Here is a 15154-nt window from a genome sequence, read left to right as displayed (position 1 = left end):
TCGCTGTCGCGAATCCCCAATCCCGAATCCCGGGAAGGTTCGGGCGGCGTCAGCCGACGGAACCTTCCAGCGACACGTCCAGCAGCTTCTTGGCCTCCACCGCGAACTCCATCGGCAGCTCGCGGAAGACCTGCTTGCAGAAGCCATCTACGATCAGGCTCACCGCGTCCTCCTGGGAGATGCCGCGGGCGCGGCAGTAGAACATCTGGTCGTCGCTGATCTTGGAGGTGGTGGCCTCGTGCTCGACGGTCGCGGTCGGGTTCTTCACCTCGATGTAGGGGAAGGTGTGCGCGCCGCACTTCTTGCCGATCAGCAGGCTGTCGCACTGGGTGTAGTTGCGCGCGCCCTCGGCACCGGCGGCGACCTTGACCAGGCCGCGGTAGGTGTTCTGGCCGCGGCCGGCGCTGATGCCCTTGCTGACGATCTTGCTCTTGGTGCGCTTGCCGACGTGGATCATCTTGGTGCCGGTGTCGGCCTGCTGGCAGTGGTGGGTGAGCGCGACCGAGTGGAACTCGCCCGACGAGTCGTCGCCCAGCAGCACGCAGGACGGGTACTTCCAGGTGATCGCCGAACCGGTCTCGACCTGGGCCCAGACCACCTTGCTGCGCGCGCCACGGCACTCGGCGCGCTTGGTCACGAAGTTGTAGATGCCGCCGACGCCGTTCTCGTCGCCCGGGTACCAGTTCTGCACCGTCGAGTACTTGATCTCGGCATCGTCCAGCGTGACCAGCTCGACCACCGCCGCGTGCAGCTGGTTCTCGTCGCGCATTGGCGCGGTGCAGCCTTCGAGGTAGGACACGTGCGCGCCTTCCTCCGCGATGATCAGGGTGCGCTCGAACTGGCCGGTGTGGCCGGCATTGATGCGGAAATAGGTGGACAGCTCCATCGGGCAGCGCACGCCCCTGGGGATGAACACGAACGAGCCGTCCGAGAACACCGCCGAGTTCAGCGCCGCGAAATAGTTGTCGCCCACCGGCACCACTGTGCCCAGGTACTTGCGCACCAGGTCGGGGTGGTCCTGGATGGCCTCGGACATCGAGCAGAAGATGATGCCTTTTTCGGCCAGTTCCTTGCGGAAGGTGGTGCCGACCGACACCGAGTCGAACACCGCGTCCACCGCCACGCCGGCGAGCTTGGCCCGCTCGTGCAGCGGCACGCCGAGCTTGTCGTAGGTGTCCAGCAGTTCCTTGGGCACCTCGTCGAAGGACTTGTACTTCGGTCCCTTGGGCGCGGAGTAGTAGCTGATCGCTTGGAAGTCGATCGGCGCGATGCGCAGCTTGGCCCAGTGCGGCACCGGCATGGTCAGCCAGTGCCGGTAGGCGGCCAGGCGCCACTGCGTCATCCACTCGGGTTCGCCCTTCTTCGCCGACAGGGCGCGGACCACGTCCTCGTCCAGGCCCGGCGGCAGCGAATCGGATTCGATGTCGGTGACGAAGCCGGCGTCGTAGCGGCGCCCGAGCTGCTCGTGGATTTCCTTGTTGGCGATGACGGGTTCTGCGAGTTGGGTGGCCATAGGGCTGCCTGTGGTGTTCATGCGTTGGCCAGGCGCGCCTGGATGCGCCGGCCGGTATCGGGTTGGGGAGGCGCGACGTCGCCGAGCATCTGCGCCAGGCTCACGCTGCGCAGCGCCGCCGCGACCACGTCGTTGATGCGGCGCCAGTTGCCGCGGACCCCGCATTGCCCGGAGATGCCGCATTCGCCATGGTCCAGGCTGCATTCGGTCATCGCCAGCGGGCCTTCCATCGCCTCGACGATCTCCACCAGGCTGATCGCGTCGGCCGGCCGCGCCAGGCGGTAGCCGCCGTGCGCGCCACGGAAGCCTTCCACCAGCCCGGCCTGCGCCAGCGGCTTGAGCAGCTTGCTCACGGTCGGCACTTCGAGGCCGGCGCGTTCGGCCAGTTCGCTCGCGCTGAGCACCGCATCGGGCCGCGCGGCGAGCACGGTCAGCACCACGGTGGCGTAGTCGGTGAGCCTGGTGACGCGGAGCATCGGCGCGGCATCTCGCAATGGGGACCAAAATTGTACTCTTTACGCCGGCGCGGCTCAAATCCGGCGCAGGCGAAGCTTCAGCCGCAGCTGCGCGGGCTGTCGGGCGGCGGGCCATGCCACAATGCCGCTCCCGCCGCCAGCCATGCCCGCGATGCCCAAGCAGAAGAAGAAGATCGAAGCCCGCCTGTCGCCGATCCACGGCAACGGCATATTCGCCACCGAGCTGATCAGGAAGGGCGAGCGGGTGATCCGCTACAAGGGCACGCTGCGCACCCACGCCGAGGTCGACGAGGACTACGGCGACGAGGACGAGAACGGGCACACCTTCCTGTTCACGCTCAATGACGAATACGTCATCGACGCCAACATCAAGGGCAACATCGCGCGCTGGATGAACCACAGCTGCAAGCCCAACTGCGAGTCCGAGGTCGAGGAGGATGCCAAGGGCCGCAAGGACAAGGACAAGGTCTTCATCAATGCGCTGCGCGACATCAAGCCCGGCGAGGAGCTGACCTACAACTACGGCATCGTCCTGGACGAGCCGCATACCGCCAAGGCCAAGAAGCTGTGGGCCTGCAAGTGCGGCAACAGGAACTGCACCGGGACGATGCTGCAGCCCAAGCGCAAGCGCTGAGCCGCGGGCGGGCGATGCCCGCCGGTGCCGCAAGGTTGCCATGACCGATGGGACGTGCCGGCGCCGGCGGCCCTCCCTAGCCTGCGCGGCGTGGACAATGCCGAGGGAGGCAGCGTGGCGCATCGTGGCGGTTCGATCGGGTTGTCCTTCGTGCTGGCCGCGCTGTGCGCGCCGGCCATCGCGGTCGAGATCGACGGCCGCATCGATGCCGGGGAATGGGCCGGCGCCCGCCACATCGCCGATTTCCGCAAGGTCCAGCCGCTGACCGGCGAGCCCGGCTCGCTGTCCACCGAGGCCTGGGTGCTGGCCACGCCCGACGGGCTGGCCGTCGCCTTCCGCAATGCGCAGCCGCCGCAGGTACCGCGGACACGGCAGAAGGTGCGCCGCGATTTCGAGGAACAGGTCGACCGGGTCAACGTCTTCGTCGATTTCGACGGCGGCGGCCGTACCGGCTACGCCTTCACGGTCAGCTCCACCGGCGGGGTGGCCGACGAGATCATCACCAACGAGAACCAGTTCAGTTCGGACTGGGACGGACTGTGGCGGCACGCCGTCGGCGAGGACGAGGCCGGCTGGAGCGTCGAGATCCTCGTGCCCTGGCACACCGCGCCGATGCAGGAGATCCGCGACGGCGAGCGCACGCTCGGGCTGTACCTGGCGCGCGTGATCGGGTCCACCGGCGAGCGCACGGCCTGGCCGGTGGCGAGTTTCGAGAGGCCGCGCTTCCTGTCCGATTTCGCCCCGCTCACCGTGCCCGGCCACGACCAGTCGCTGCTCGCGGTCACGCCCTACGTCTCGGGGCTGTACGACAACGTGGGCGGCAGCGGCGAGGGCAACGCCGGCGTCGACCTGTTCTGGAAAGCCAGCGGGCGTTTCCAGCTATCGGCCACGGTCAATCCCGACTTCGGCCAGGTGGAAAGCGACGACCTGGTGGTGAACTTCAGCGCCACCGAGACCTTCGTCAGCGACAAGCGCCCGTTCTTCACCGAGAACCAGGGCATCTTCGAATACACCACGCCCTCGGACTTCAGCCAGCTGCTGTACACCCGCCGCATCGGCGGACCGGCCGACGACGGCAGCGGCGCCAGCGACATCGCCGCCGCGCTCAAGCTCAACGGCGGCCTGGGCGGCATGAAGTACGGCCTGTTCTCGGCCGACGAGGCGGGCGAGGCCGGACGCAACTTCCATGCGCTGCGCCTGGTGCAGGATTTCCAGGACCAGAACCTGGGCGTGATGCTGACCCGCGTCGACCGGCCGTTCCTCGACCGCGAGGCCACCGTGCTGGGGGTGGACCACAACTGGCGGCCGACGCCGCGCTGGAACCTGCGCAGCCGCCTGTTCGGCAGCCGCATCGACCAGGCCGGCACGCGCAGCAGCGACCTGGGCGCGACCCTGTGGGCCGACTACGAGATGGACCGCGGCTGGCGCCAGCAATGGATCGCGATGCACTTCGGCGACGAACTCGAGATCAACGACGCCGGCTACCTCGCCCGTAACAGCGTCAACTACCTGCACTGGCAGGTCTCGCGCCGATTCACCGATCTGCCGGACGATTCGCGCGCGGCGTCGATCGACTGGCGCGGCCGCATCAGCGGCAACTACAACAACCACGGCGACCGCCTCAACGACCAGCTGCGCATCAGCCGCGAGGCGCAGCTGCGCGACGGCAGCAACGCCTACGCCCAGGTCAACGTCAATGGCGCCGGCGTCAGCGACACGCTGCTGCGCGGGCACGGCAACGTGCGGCTGCCGGCCAACTTCAACGCCTACTACGAGTTCGAGCGGCCGCGCAAAGGGCGGTGGGCGCACGACCTGGAAGTCGAGGTGTTCGGCGGCGGGCTGGCCGGCAACCGCCGCCTGGGCAGCGCGCTCTGGTACGGCGCGACCTATTTCGTCACCGACGGGCTGAGCCTCAATGCCGGCGCCGCGCTGACCCGGCGGCCGGACTGGCTGATCTGGCAGGGCGTGGACAGCGGCAACCTGGTGGGCGCGTTCGCGGGCAAGGAAGCCAAGCTGCTGGCGGGCCTGGACTGGAACATCAACGCACGCCAGGAGCTGCGGGTGAAGCTGCAGGCGATCGGCATCGACGCACGCCTGCGCCAGGCCTGGCGCTTCGATCCGGCGGGACGTGCGATCGCGTCGGCCGATCCGGTCGAGGACTTCAGCGTGCGCAACCTCGCCTTCCAGATCCGCTACCGCTACGAACTGGCGCCGCTGTCGCACCTGTACGTGGTCTATGGCCGCGGCGGCTTCGATCGCAGTGCGATCGCCGACGGCGTGGACGAGGCGCTGGTCGACAGCTTCGACCTGCGCGACGACGAGCAGCTGATGGTGAAGCTGAGCTACCGGTTCGAGCTGTAGGCAGCACGACAGGAGCGCGGCGCGGCCGTCGGGCCGCGCCGTCAGCGCCTGCTCAGCGCGCCGCGTCGCGCAGGTCCACCGCGGCGATGCGCCAGGCGCGTTGCGCGACGGTCGCGCCGTCCACCTGCGAACGGCGCAGCGTATAGCGCCCGGCCTGGTGCTGGACGCTGCCGTCGACGCCGGTGCGGGTGACGGTCACCGGCACTTCCACGTACACCGAGCCGGCGGCGCCTTCGGCCGGGCGCGGTTCGCCGACGGTGAGTTCGATCGATGCGGCGTCGGCGAAGCTGGCCGCAAGCTGTGCCGGCGACTCCGCGGCGCCGCTGCCCCCGGACCAGGCGGCATGCGCGGTGGCGAAGTCGCGTGCGTTGATCGCCGCGTAGTAGCCGCGCAGCACGTCGCGCGGGTCCTCGGGCGGTGGCGTCGCGACAGGCGCGGTGACCAGGGGCTCGACCGGGATCGGCGCGACCAGGCCGGCCTCGGGATTCTGTTCCAGCGGCGGCAGCTCCGACGCGGCGCCGGGCAAATCTGCGGGCGCCTGCAGCGGTGCGGATCCGGCCAGCGGCACCTCCCCCGGACCCGGGGCGGCAGGCATGTCGGTGATCGCGCCGCCGGCCTGCTGCGGCCCCGGCAGGGGCGCCTCGGCAACGGCCTGGCCGTCTTCCACGCGCTCGGGCTCGTCGCCGCAGCCGGCCAGGACGATCAGCGAAGCGAGACACAGGCCGCGGGCGGCGGCGGCGATGGAGTGCGAAGGACGGGGCATCGGAAGGGTCGGCTGCGACGGTCCCGGCAGTCTGCCAGCGGCGCATGCATGCGCCGCGTCAGCGCGGCTCGCGCAGCGCGCTGCGGCGCGGCTGCAGCCACGCCAGCAGCAGGCCCAGCAGCAGCATGCTGGCGGTTCCGAACGCGGCCTGCCGCGCGACCAGGCCCGCCGGCAGCGGTTGTGCGGCATAGGCCAGCAGGCAGGCCGGCACCGTCGCCACCAGCGCCATCGCCAGGCCGAAACGCAGGCCCTGCCGCAGCACGTGCCGGTCGTGCGCGAAGCCGTGGCTGAAGATCCAGGTCATGGCGAAGCCGAGCAGGGCATGCGCCAGCAGCACCCAGGGCACCTGGCGCGCGCCGTCGCGCGCGTCGCGGTAGTCGTGGGCGAGCGCGGCATAGTCGGACGCCAGCAGCACGCCGTGGACCAGGAACGTGAGCAGCAGCGCGGCGAACGAGACCACCGTGCCGCAGATCCAGAACCGCTTGTCCATCGTGCGTCGTCCCGTTGGCGATGCCGCAATGCTACCCGGCGCGGCCCGTGGCGGCCGCGTCGCGGTATTCCCGGTCGAGCCGCTGGCGCAGCGCCGGGTCGAGCCCGAGCTGGCGCGCGAGTTCGTCCAGGTAGGCGCGCTCCATGAAGTTCTGGTCGTCCGCGGCCACCAGGCTGGCCAGGTACATCTCCGAGGCGATCTCGGGCGTGGACGCCGCGCGCGCCACTTCGGCAGGATCCAGCGGCTTGTCCAGCTCCGCCGTCATCCAGCGCTGCACCTCGGCGCCGGGTGCCATGCGTGCGAACTCGCCCTCGATCACCTCGCGCTCGCGCGCGTCGATGTGGCCGTCGGCCTTGGCCGCGGCGACCAGCGCGCGCAGGATCGCTTCGGCGTGCAGGTCGGCCTGGGGTGGCGGCAGCCGGTCGACCGTCTGCGGCTGCACCGCGGCGCCCTGCTGGGCGCGGTAGTCGCCGTAGGCGCGGTAGGCCATCACGCCCAGCGCGGCGAGGCCGCCATAGGTGGCGAGCTTGCGGGTGGTCTTGTTGCGGCCCAGCAGCAGGCCGAGCGCGCCGCCGGTCATCGCGCCCTTGCCGAAATCCGAGCCGAGCATGCCGCCCAGCCCGCCGCGGCCGTCGTTGCCCGAGAGCGTGGTCGGCGCCGCCGACTTGAGCAGGTGGTCGAGGAATCCGTTGAGGCTCATCGTCGTTCGTCCAGTGGGGAATGCGCGCATGCTACCCGCACAAAAGGAAACGGGACGGCAATTGCCGTCCCGTTCCGGGTGTCGCAGTACAGGCGCCGGCAATCAGGCCGCGGCGTCCTTGAGCTTCTTCAGCGGACGCACCTTCACCTTCACCGAGGCGGGCTTGGCGGCGAACCACTGCTCTTCCTTGGTGAACGGGTTGATGCCCTTGCGCTTGGGCTTGGCCGGCACGCTGACCGCGCTGAACTTGGCGACGCCCGGCAGGGTGAAGCTGCCGGCGCCCTTCTTGTTGAGCGAGCCGTGGATCGCGCCTTCGAGCGCGCCCAGCACGGCGCGGATGTCCTTCGCGGCGACGCTGGTGGCGTCGGCGATGTGCGCGACCAGGCCCGACTTGCTCAGGGCTTCCTTGATCGCCTTCGGGGCAGCAGGCTTGGCAGCCTTCTTCGGAGCAGCCGCCTTCTTGGTCGGGGCCTTCTTCTTTGCCATGGGTGTGTGATCCCTCGTCTGTGTCTGTGGTCTGCGTTCTGATCTGGCCGAACGTGCCGGCAGGCGCAATGTAGGGCATCCGCAACGCCCCGCCAATAGGAAAACGCGAAAAAAACGCGTCCGTGGCGCTTCCGCGTCAGGCCTCGCGTCCAGCTTGCGCCTGCCGGCGCAGTGGTGGCCAGCGCCACCAGCAGGCCAGGACGATCGCCGCGAACGCGGTATAGGCCAGGACGAACACCCACCACGGCGCCTCGAAGAAGATCAGTCGCGAAAGCCAGTGCTGGATGAAGGATCCATCGTAAGTGTCCTGTCCGGCACGGATTCGCAGCGCCCGCTCCCAGTCGGTGAGCGGACACAGCCGGCCCAGCCAGGCCTGCAGCGCGATCACCAGCATCAGGCCCAGGTGGGTCGCGCGCAGCGCGAAGCTGCGCGCCGGACGCCACCCGAGCGGAGCGCCGAGCAGGATCGCCAGCGTCCCCAGCACCACGAACGCGACCACGCCCAGGTGCAGGACGAGTATCGCGTCGGCCAGCAGCGCGGCCAGCGAAGGCGCCATCGCGTGCGCTCAGTCGTCCTCGTGGCGCGGTGCGTAGGCCTCCACCAGCGCCTGCTGCACCTGCGGCGGCACCGCTTCGTAGTGGCTGAAATCCAGGCTGTAGCGGCCGCGGCCGGCGGTGATCGACTTCAGTTCCGCGGCGTAGCCTTCCAGCTCCGACAGCGGCACCTGCGCACTGACCGCGATCTCGCCATTGCCGGTGGCGTCGGTGCCGTTGATGCGCGCGCGCTTGCCGGCGAGGCTGCCGCTGATGTCGCCCATTGCGCTTTCCGGGGCGTGCACCGCGAGGTCGACGATCGGCTCGAGCACCTGCGGCCTGGCCTTGCCGACCGCATCCAGGAAGGCCTTCTTCCCCGCCGCGATGAAGGCGACTTCCTTGCTGTCGACCGGATGGTGCTTGCCGTCGTGCACGACCACGCGCAGATCCTGCATCGGATGGCCGGAGATCGCGCCCGAGCGCAGTACCTGGCGTACGCCCTTTTCCACGGCGGGCAGGAACTGGCCCGGGATCACCCCGCCCTTGACCTCGTCGACGAACTCGAAGCCCGCGCCACGCGGCAGCGGCTCCACCCGCAGCGCGACCTCGCCGAACTGGCCGGCACCGCCGGTCTGCTTCTTGTGCCGGTGGTGGCCCTCGGCGCCGATGGAGATGGTCTCGCGGTAGGCGATGCGCGGCGGGCGCGTGTCCACCTCCACGCCGAAACGGTCGCGCAGCCGCTCCAGGTTGACCCGCAGGTGCAGGTCGGACAGGCCGCGGATCACGGTTTCGTTGGTTTCCTCCTCGTGCTCGACCTGGAAGCAGGGATCCTCCTCGGCGAGCCGGTGCAGGGCGGTCGCCAGTTTCTGCTCCTGGCCGCGGCTGCCGGCGCTGACGGCCAGGCCGAACATCGGCCTGGGGAATGCCACCGGCGCGAGGTGGATGTGGTCCTCGTCGTGGCTGTCGTGCAGCACCGCGTCGAAATGCAGGTCCTCGACCTTGGCGATGGCGACGATGTCGCCGGGCACGGCCTGGTCGATCTCGACGTGCTCGCGCCCGTGCAGCCTGAACAGGTGGCCGACCTTGAACGGCTTGCGTCCATCGTCGACGAACAGCTGGCTGTCCTTCCGCACGCAGCCCTGGTAGACGCGGAACACGCCGAGCTTGCCGACGAAGGGGTCGTGCACGATGCGGAACACGTCCGCGATCACGTGCGCGTCGGGATCCGGCGTGGTGGCGATCGGGCGCGCGTCGGCGCCGCGGCCCTTGAGGAAGGGCGGGGGATTGGCCTCGCCGGGGTGCGGGAACAGGCCGGCGGCGATGTCCAGCAGCGCCTGCACGCCGACGCCGGTGCGCGCGGAGACGAAGCACACCGGCACCAGGTGGCCTTCGCGCAGGCACTGCTCGAACGCGTCGTGCAGTTCGTCGCCGGATAGGCCGCCCTCGCCCAGTTCGAGATAGTGGTCCATCACCGTTTCGTTGATCTCGACCACCTGGTCGAGGATCCGGCGGTGCCAATTGGCCACGGGCCCGAGGTCGCTGTCGCCCTCGCTGCTGCCGAAGCAGTCGACCACGCGCGTGCCGCCATCGGCGGGGAGGTTGAGCGGCAGCACTTCGGGGCCGAAGTTCTGGCGCAGCAGGTCGAGCACGCGGCCCGGATCGGCGCCGTCGGCGTCGATGCGGTTGACCACGATCGCCCGGCACAGGCCGCGCTCCCTGGCCCGTTCCATCAGCCGCCGGGTGCCGTACTCGACGCCGCCCGCGGCGTCGACCACGACCAGCGCGGTTTCCACCACCGCGAGCGCGGCCAGCGCCGGACCGCGGAAATCCGGGTAACCGGGCAGGTCGACCAGGTTGAGGTGGATGGACTGCCCGTCGCCGGCGGCGTAGCCCATGCTGGCGATGGCGGCGTCGATGGAGTGGCCGCGCTGCTTCTCGATCGGATCGAAGTCGGAGACCGTGCTGCCGCGTTCGATCGTGCCTGCCGTCTGGATCGCGCCGCCGGCGTGCAGCAGGGCTTCGAACAGGGTGGTCTTGCCGGCGCCGGGGTGGCCTGCCAGGGCCACGTTGCGGATCTGCTGTGTCGAGTGGGGCATGGTGCCGTGTCCTCCCTGTCGTGACGTCGCGCCGGTGGCCGGCGCCGGATGCGCGGGCGGACGCCGCCGGACACCGGCGCGCAACGCCGGGACCCTGCGGTGGTCCGTTCTGCGCCGTCATGGCTGTCCGCGGGAGGAACGCTGCCGTTCGAGCATTCGCTCGAGGGGCGGTCATGGCGGGAGCACACCTTAGCGCGTCGCGCAGCGCGGGGCGCGTTGCGACGCAGCACGCCGGATGCGGTCTCGCGGTCATGACCGGAGCAACGGCCGGTCCGCCATACGCGGAAGTAACGCCGGGCTGCGTACGCTGGCCGCTTTCCACCGGAATGGAGCGAAAACGATGGGCATCTCCCGCAAGGCCAGCGCACACTGGGAAGGCGACCTGAAGACCGGCAAGGGCAGCCTCAGCACCCCTGCCAGCGGCCTGCTCGACGGGACCCGCTACGGGTTCAACAGCCGCTTCGGCGACGAAAAGGGCACCAACCCCGAGGAGCTGATCGCCGCCGCGCATGCCGGCTGCTTCACCATGGCGCTGTCGGCCAAGCTCAGCGAGGCCGGACACCCGCCGCAGTCGCTGGACGGCAGCGCCGAGGTCGACCTGTCGATGGAAGGCGGCCCCTCGGTGAGCGCGATCCGGCTGAAGATGAAGGCGCGGGTGCCCGGGCTGGATGCGGCGAAGTTCCGCGAGCTGGCCGAGGACGCCAAGCAGAACTGCCCGGTCTCGCGCGCGCTGAGCGCGGTGCCGATCACGCTGGAGGCGGAACTGCTTGGGTGAAACGCCGCGTTCGGTGCTGATGGTCCACGGCGGTGGCGGCGGAGGCTGGGAATGGGCCGTCTGGCGCGGCGTGTTCGAAGCCGCGCGGCTGCAGGTCGAAGCGCCCGACCTGCAGCCCTCGTCCCGCGGCCTGGCGCTGACCGGGTTCGCCGACTATGCCGCCCAGGTGCGCGCCGCGCTGATCGCGCTGCCGCGCCCGCGCGCGGTGGTCGGCGCAAGCCTGGGCGGCCTGCTGGCCGCCGCCTGCGCCGATGCGGCCGATGCCGTGGTGCTGGTCAATCCGCTGCCGCCCGCACCCTGGCATGCCCAGTTGCCGGGCCGCGACTGGCCCGATGTGGTGCCCTGGCAGCGCGACGCGCGCCTGACCGGCACCCGCCGCGCGCTGCCCGATGCCGACGAGGCGACCGCGCTGTTCGCGTTCCGCAACTGGCGCGACGAGAGCGGGCTGGCGATGCGCGAGGCGCACGCGGGCATCGCCGTGGCGCGCCCCGGATGCCGCGTGCTGTGCATCGCCTCGATGGTCGACGACGACGTGCCGCCGGCGCTGACCGCGGCGCTGGCCAGCGACTGGGGCGCGTCGCTGCTGCGCGCGCAGGCGGTCAGCCATGTCGGTCCGCTGCTCAGGCGCGGCGCCGCCGACTGCGCCGCGCAGGCGCTGGCGTGGCTGTCGGCGCAGTGAATGCCCTGTCGCGGCGGCGCCGCGGACCCGCTGGATTCAGGCCTGCGTTAGCCGGCTCCGCCTAGCGTGTCGTCGCGCCCCACGTTCCGGCGCGGGGAGTTGCACATGAAGCCCACGGGGATCGCCCTTGCCATAGCGCTGCTGCTGTCTGGCGGCGCCGCCTCCGCGCAGGCCTACGACGACCGCTACGGTCCCGCGCCCTACGGCGATTACAGCCATCGCTCGGCTGGCGAGCGCTATGACGCTGACCGTTTGCGCGGTCCCGATCCGGTCGGCGCGCGCGACCGCTATGCCGACGACGGCTACGACTGGGCGCGCGTGGTGCGGGTGGATCCGGTCTTCGACGGCAGCACCCGGCCCGTGCACGGGCAGCGCGAGTGCCAGACCCGTCGCGACAGCTATGTCACCACCGATCCCTATCGCACCGATCCGTACCGCGATGGTGACTACGGCGATAGCGGCCGCCGTGACGACGGCTACGCGGATTCTTACGGGCAGTCGCGGCGCGACGACAACGGCCGTCTGGTCGCCACCGTGATCGGCGGCATTGCCGGCGCGGTACTCGGCAGCAAGGTCGGCGACGGCAGCGGGCAATACATCGGTACCGCGGTCGGTTCGATGGTCGGCGGCATGGCCGGGCGTGGCATCTACGACGCCAACCGGCGCCAGCGCGATGCCTACGTCACTGTCTGCGAGCCGGACCCGTACCGCGGCGACGGTTACGACGCCTACGGCCGTGATGCCTACGACCGCACCGTCGACCGTTACGACGTCACCTACGAATACGCGGGCCGGCAGTACACCACCCGCACCAGCTACCACCCCGGCGACCGCATCCGCGTGCGGGTGGACGTGCGCCCCGAATAGGCCAGGCGCCCGGCGCCCCGCGCGGGGCATCGGCTGCCGCGCGTTGTAGCATCGGGGGCCACTGCCCGTCGGATGCGCCGCCCATGCTTCGCAAGACCCTGCTGTCTTTGCTTTTTGCCGCTGTGCTCGTGCCCCTCGCGGCCGGCGCCCAGACCCTGCTGCAGGCCGGCAGGATCCACACCTCCGACCCGGACCAGGCGGTGGCGGAGGCGATGGTTTGGGACAAGGAGGGACGCATCCTCGCGGTGGGCGAGGGCGACGTGCTGAAGGCCAGGTACCCCGACGCGCGCCTGGTCGACCTAGGCGATGCGACCGTCGTGCCCGGGCTCATCGATGCGCACGCGCACATCGTCGGACTGGGCATGGCGCTGACCCGTGCCGACCTGGTCGGCACGCGCAGCAAGCGCGAGATCCTCGAACGCCTGCAGGCGTTCGAACGGGACCTGCCGCCGGGCGAGTGGCTGATCGGCCGTGGATGGGACCAGAACGACTGGCCCGAACAGGTCTTTCCCACCGCCGCCGACCTGGACGCCGTCTTTCCCGAGCGACCGGTGTGGCTGGGCCGCGTCGATGGCCACGCAGGCTGGGTGAACTCGGCGGTGCTGCGCGCGATCGCGGCCGATCCCGCCGCCGGCGCGCTGCTGGCGGAAGGCCAGCCCGATGGCGGCCTGATCGTGCGCGACGCCGGCGGCCGCCCGACCGGCGTGTTCGTCGACGAGGCCGAGCGGCTGGTCGCGGCGGTGTCGCCGGACCTGGACCAGGCCGATGCCGACCGTGCGCTGGAACTCGCCCTGGCCGCCGCCGTGCGCCAGGGCCTGACCGGCCTGCACGACATGGGCACCTCGCTGGCCGATTTCCAACAGCTGCGCCGCTTCGCCGACGCAGGACGCCTGCCGTTGCGCATCAGCGCATATGCCGACGGCGATGGCCGCGCGCTGGACTGGCTGTGCGCGAACGGTGCCTACGCACATCCCGGCAAGCGGCTGCAGATGCGCGGGGTGAAGTTCCTGATCGACGGGGCGCTCGGCAGCCGCGGCGCGGCCATGGCCGAGGACTACAGCGACGATCCCGGCAACCGCGGCCTGGTCCTGATCGAGCCGGTGCGTTTCGCGCAGCTGGTCGGACGCGCCCAGGGCTGTGGCCTGCAGGTGGCCACGCATGCGATCGGCGACCGCGGCAACCGCATCGTGCTCGACGCCTACGCGCGCGTGCTCGGCGAGCGCTCCACAGACGACCACCGCTGGCGCATCGAGCATGCGCAGATCATGGCGCTCGAGGACATCCCGCGCTTCGCCGAGCTTGGCGTGGTGGCCTCGATGCAGCCGACCCATGCGACCTCGGACATGCCCTGGGCCGAGGCGCGCGTGGGTGCGGAGCGCATCGCTGGCGCCTACGCCTGGCGGCGTTTCGCCGAGGCCGGCGTGCCGCTCGCGCTGGGTTCGGATTTTCCGGTGGAGTCGCCCGATCCGCGTTTCGGCCTGCACGCGGCCGTGACCCGCCAGGACCGCAGCGGCGATCCGCCAGGCGGATGGATGCCGGAGCAGCGGCTGACGATCGCGGAAGCCTTGCACGGCTTCACCGCGGGCGCGGCCTGGGCCCACCACGACGAAGCGCTGACCGGCCAGCTGGCGCCGGGACTGCAGGCCGACTTCGTCGTGCTGGCGCAGGACCCGATGGCCGTGGCGCCGGCCGACCTGCACGCGCTTACGGTGCGTTCGACCTGGGTCGATGGCGCCCCGGTCTACGAAGCGGAGTGACGCCGGGCCAGGCATCTGCGGACTTCGCCTGGAGCGGAATCCGGGCGGCCCGGCCGGAGTGGCCGGGCCGGTGCGGCGACCGGCCTACCTGGCGGGCCAGTCGATCCGGCCGTCGATGACGCTCTGCACGTGTCCGCCGGACCAGACGTCGCCGGACTCGTCCACCTGCAGTTCAATGATCGCGTCGAAGCCGACTTCGCGGCCCTGGCTGATGCGGTAGCGGCCATCCTGGCCGGGCAGTGCGTCGCGCGCGGCCAGCCAGGCGGCGAGGGTGGCGTTGGCCGCGCCCGAGGCCGCGTCCTCGAAACAGGCGGTCTGACCCACCCAGGCGCGCACCGCCAGCGCGTAGTCGGGGCTGTCGGCGCGCGCGAACGCGCACAGCCCCATGCTGTCGGTGGCGTGCGCCAGCCGTTCGATCGCCGGCCAGTCCGGCGTGGCGCCCCGCAGCTGCGCTTCGCTGGCGAGTTCGGCCAGCCACCAGCGGCGGCCGCCGTCGACCAGCGCCGGCGGCAGCGCGCCCGTCGCCAGTCCCGCCAGCGCCTCGCGCAACTGCGGATGCCCGGCATCGGCGACTTCGGCGATCCGCGCCCGCGGCGTGCGTACCGCGATCGTGCGGGCCGCGCCGTCGCCTTGCACGCGCAGCGGAAGATGGCCGGCGATCCCGGCCTGCACCAGCAGGCCGTCGCGCGGCACCGCCAGGCCGGCCTGCAGCACGGCGTGCGCCGTGCCCACGCTGGGATGCCCGGCGAACGGCACCTCGCGGCGCGGGCTGAAGATGCGGATGCCGTAACTGGCGTCCGGGTCGGGCGCCGGAAACACGAAGGTGGTCTCGGGCAGCCGCGTCCAGCGCGCGATCGCCTGCATGGCCGTGTCGTCGAGTCCTTCGGCATCGAGCACCACGCCGAGTGGATTGCCGGCGCCGGGGCGATCGGCGAAGACGTCGAGCTGCAGGTAACGGCGTTGCGGCATGTGGGGGCTGGCCTGTGGTCCGGGTAGAATCCGCGCTTCCATCCGCGCGCGCGGA

General features: G+C 70.9%; 15 protein-coding genes. 6 read left to right on the top strand and 9 right to left on the bottom strand.

The window, feature by feature from the left end:
- Positions 1-49: 49 nt before the first annotated feature.
- Together sufB and Q0863_RS13515 are read right to left on the bottom strand one after the other, a co-directional pair.
- Positions 50-1513, bottom strand: a complete 1464-nt coding sequence (gene sufB, locus Q0863_RS13520) for a Fe-S cluster assembly protein SufB (RefSeq protein ID WP_298579200.1) — start codon at positions 1511-1513, stop codon at positions 50-52.
- Positions 1514-1530: 17 nt separating this feature from the next.
- Complete coding sequence (locus tag Q0863_RS13515) at positions 1531-1989, bottom strand: SUF system Fe-S cluster assembly regulator (protein WP_298579198.1); 459 nt, start codon at positions 1987-1989, stop codon at positions 1531-1533.
- A gap of 151 nt (positions 1990-2140) precedes the next feature.
- Between Q0863_RS13515 and Q0863_RS13510 the strand changes: the two genes are divergently transcribed.
- Together Q0863_RS13510 and Q0863_RS13505 are read left to right on the top strand one after the other, a co-directional pair.
- Positions 2141-2623: an SET domain-containing protein-lysine N-methyltransferase gene (locus Q0863_RS13510; RefSeq protein WP_298579774.1), complete on the top strand. Its 483-nt coding sequence runs from the start codon at positions 2141-2143 to the stop codon at positions 2621-2623.
- A gap of 114 nt (positions 2624-2737) precedes the next feature.
- Positions 2738-4984 carry a DUF5916 domain-containing protein gene (locus Q0863_RS13505; RefSeq protein ID WP_298579191.1) on the top strand — a complete coding sequence of 749 codons (2247 nt, stop codon included), beginning with the start codon at positions 2738-2740 and terminating at the stop codon, positions 4982-4984.
- Between the two features lie 52 nt (positions 4985-5036).
- On the opposite strand, the gene Q0863_RS13500 is transcribed toward Q0863_RS13505, so the two are convergent.
- The 6 genes from Q0863_RS13500 to fusA form a co-directional block, all read right to left on the bottom strand.
- Positions 5037-5747: a hypothetical protein gene (locus Q0863_RS13500; RefSeq protein WP_298579184.1), complete on the bottom strand. Its 711-nt coding sequence runs from the start codon at positions 5745-5747 to the stop codon at positions 5037-5039.
- A 58-nt stretch (positions 5748-5805) separates the two neighbouring features.
- Complete coding sequence (locus Q0863_RS13495; protein WP_298579176.1) at positions 5806-6237, bottom strand: hypothetical protein; 432 nt, start codon at positions 6235-6237, stop codon at positions 5806-5808.
- Positions 6238-6268: 31 nt separating this feature from the next.
- Positions 6269-6937 carry a tellurite resistance TerB family protein gene (locus Q0863_RS13490; protein ID WP_298579166.1) on the bottom strand — a complete coding sequence of 223 codons (669 nt, stop codon included), beginning with the start codon at positions 6935-6937 and terminating at the stop codon, positions 6269-6271.
- Positions 6938-7039: 102 nt separating this feature from the next.
- Positions 7040-7423, bottom strand: coding sequence for an HU family DNA-binding protein (locus Q0863_RS13485; protein ID WP_298579157.1), 384 nt, complete (start codon positions 7421-7423; stop codon positions 7040-7042).
- Positions 7424-7559: 136 nt separating this feature from the next.
- Positions 7560-7979: a DUF2784 domain-containing protein gene (locus tag Q0863_RS13480; RefSeq protein WP_298579155.1), complete on the bottom strand. Its 420-nt coding sequence runs from the start codon at positions 7977-7979 to the stop codon at positions 7560-7562.
- Positions 7980-7988: 9 nt separating this feature from the next.
- Complete coding sequence (gene fusA, locus Q0863_RS13475; protein WP_298579153.1) at positions 7989-10052, bottom strand: elongation factor G; 2064 nt, start codon at positions 10050-10052, stop codon at positions 7989-7991.
- Between the two features lie 340 nt (positions 10053-10392).
- Here fusA and Q0863_RS13470 point away from each other — a divergent pair, with 340 nt between their 5' ends.
- The 4 genes from Q0863_RS13470 to Q0863_RS13455 all read left to right on the top strand — a co-directional run bounded on the left by Q0863_RS13470 (position 10393) and on the right by Q0863_RS13455 (position 14130).
- Positions 10393-10827 carry an OsmC family protein gene (locus Q0863_RS13470; RefSeq protein ID WP_298579151.1) on the top strand — a complete coding sequence of 145 codons (435 nt, stop codon included), beginning with the start codon at positions 10393-10395 and terminating at the stop codon, positions 10825-10827.
- A complete protein-coding gene (locus tag Q0863_RS13465; RefSeq protein ID WP_298579149.1) occupies positions 10820-11506 on the top strand; it encodes an alpha/beta fold hydrolase in 687 nt (228 codons plus the stop codon). Before Q0863_RS13470 ends, Q0863_RS13465 begins: the two co-directional genes overlap by 8 nt.
- Positions 11507-11611: 105 nt before the next feature.
- A complete protein-coding gene (locus Q0863_RS13460; protein WP_298579147.1) occupies positions 11612-12373 on the top strand; it encodes a glycine zipper 2TM domain-containing protein in 762 nt (253 codons plus the stop codon).
- 83 nt (positions 12374-12456) lie between these two features.
- The gene (locus Q0863_RS13455) at positions 12457-14130 is read left to right on the top strand and encodes an amidohydrolase (protein ID WP_298579145.1); all 1674 of its coding nucleotides are present in this window, start codon (positions 12457-12459) and stop codon (positions 14128-14130) included.
- 84 nt (positions 14131-14214) lie between these two features.
- Here Q0863_RS13455 and Q0863_RS13450 read toward each other — a convergent pair whose 3' ends face one another.
- Complete coding sequence (locus tag Q0863_RS13450; protein WP_298579142.1) at positions 14215-15099, bottom strand: PhzF family phenazine biosynthesis protein; 885 nt, start codon at positions 15097-15099, stop codon at positions 14215-14217.
- Positions 15100-15154 lie beyond the last annotated feature (55 nt).

It is taken from the genome of uncultured Luteimonas sp. (assembly GCF_947492465.1).
Lineage (GTDB): Bacteria > Pseudomonadota > Gammaproteobacteria > Xanthomonadales > Xanthomonadaceae > Luteimonas.
The sequence above is the reverse complement of the archived record's forward strand: the minus strand, read 5'-3'. Positions and strand labels throughout refer to the sequence as shown.

Coding starts and splice junctions, on each gene's coding strand:
- Q0863_RS13515 (WP_298579198.1), bottom strand. CDS start 1,989: ATGCTCCGCGTCACCAGGCTCACCGACTACGCCACCGTGGTGCTGACC.
- Q0863_RS13460 (WP_298579147.1), top strand. CDS start 11,612: ATGAAGCCCACGGGGATCGCCCTTGCCATAGCGCTGCTGCTGTCTGGC.
- sufB (WP_298579200.1), bottom strand. CDS start 1,513: ATGGCCACCCAACTCGCAGAACCCGTCATCGCCAACAAGGAAATCCAC.
- Q0863_RS13455 (WP_298579145.1), top strand. CDS start 12,457: ATGCTTCGCAAGACCCTGCTGTCTTTGCTTTTTGCCGCTGTGCTCGTG.
- Q0863_RS13490 (WP_298579166.1), bottom strand. CDS start 6,937: ATGAGCCTCAACGGATTCCTCGACCACCTGCTCAAGTCGGCGGCGCCG.
- fusA (WP_298579153.1), bottom strand. CDS start 10,052: ATGCCCCACTCGACACAGCAGATCCGCAACGTGGCCCTGGCAGGCCAC.
- Q0863_RS13510 (WP_298579774.1), top strand. CDS start 2,141: ATGCCCAAGCAGAAGAAGAAGATCGAAGCCCGCCTGTCGCCGATCCAC.
- Q0863_RS13470 (WP_298579151.1), top strand. CDS start 10,393: ATGGGCATCTCCCGCAAGGCCAGCGCACACTGGGAAGGCGACCTGAAG.
- Q0863_RS13450 (WP_298579142.1), bottom strand. CDS start 15,099: ATGCCGCAACGCCGTTACCTGCAGCTCGACGTCTTCGCCGATCGCCCC.
- Q0863_RS13500 (WP_298579184.1), bottom strand. CDS start 5,747: ATGCCCCGTCCTTCGCACTCCATCGCCGCCGCCGCCCGCGGCCTGTGT.
- Q0863_RS13480 (WP_298579155.1), bottom strand. CDS start 7,979: ATGGCGCCTTCGCTGGCCGCGCTGCTGGCCGACGCGATACTCGTCCTG.
- Q0863_RS13485 (WP_298579157.1), bottom strand. CDS start 7,423: ATGGCAAAGAAGAAGGCCCCGACCAAGAAGGCGGCTGCTCCGAAGAAG.
- Q0863_RS13495 (WP_298579176.1), bottom strand. CDS start 6,237: ATGGACAAGCGGTTCTGGATCTGCGGCACGGTGGTCTCGTTCGCCGCG.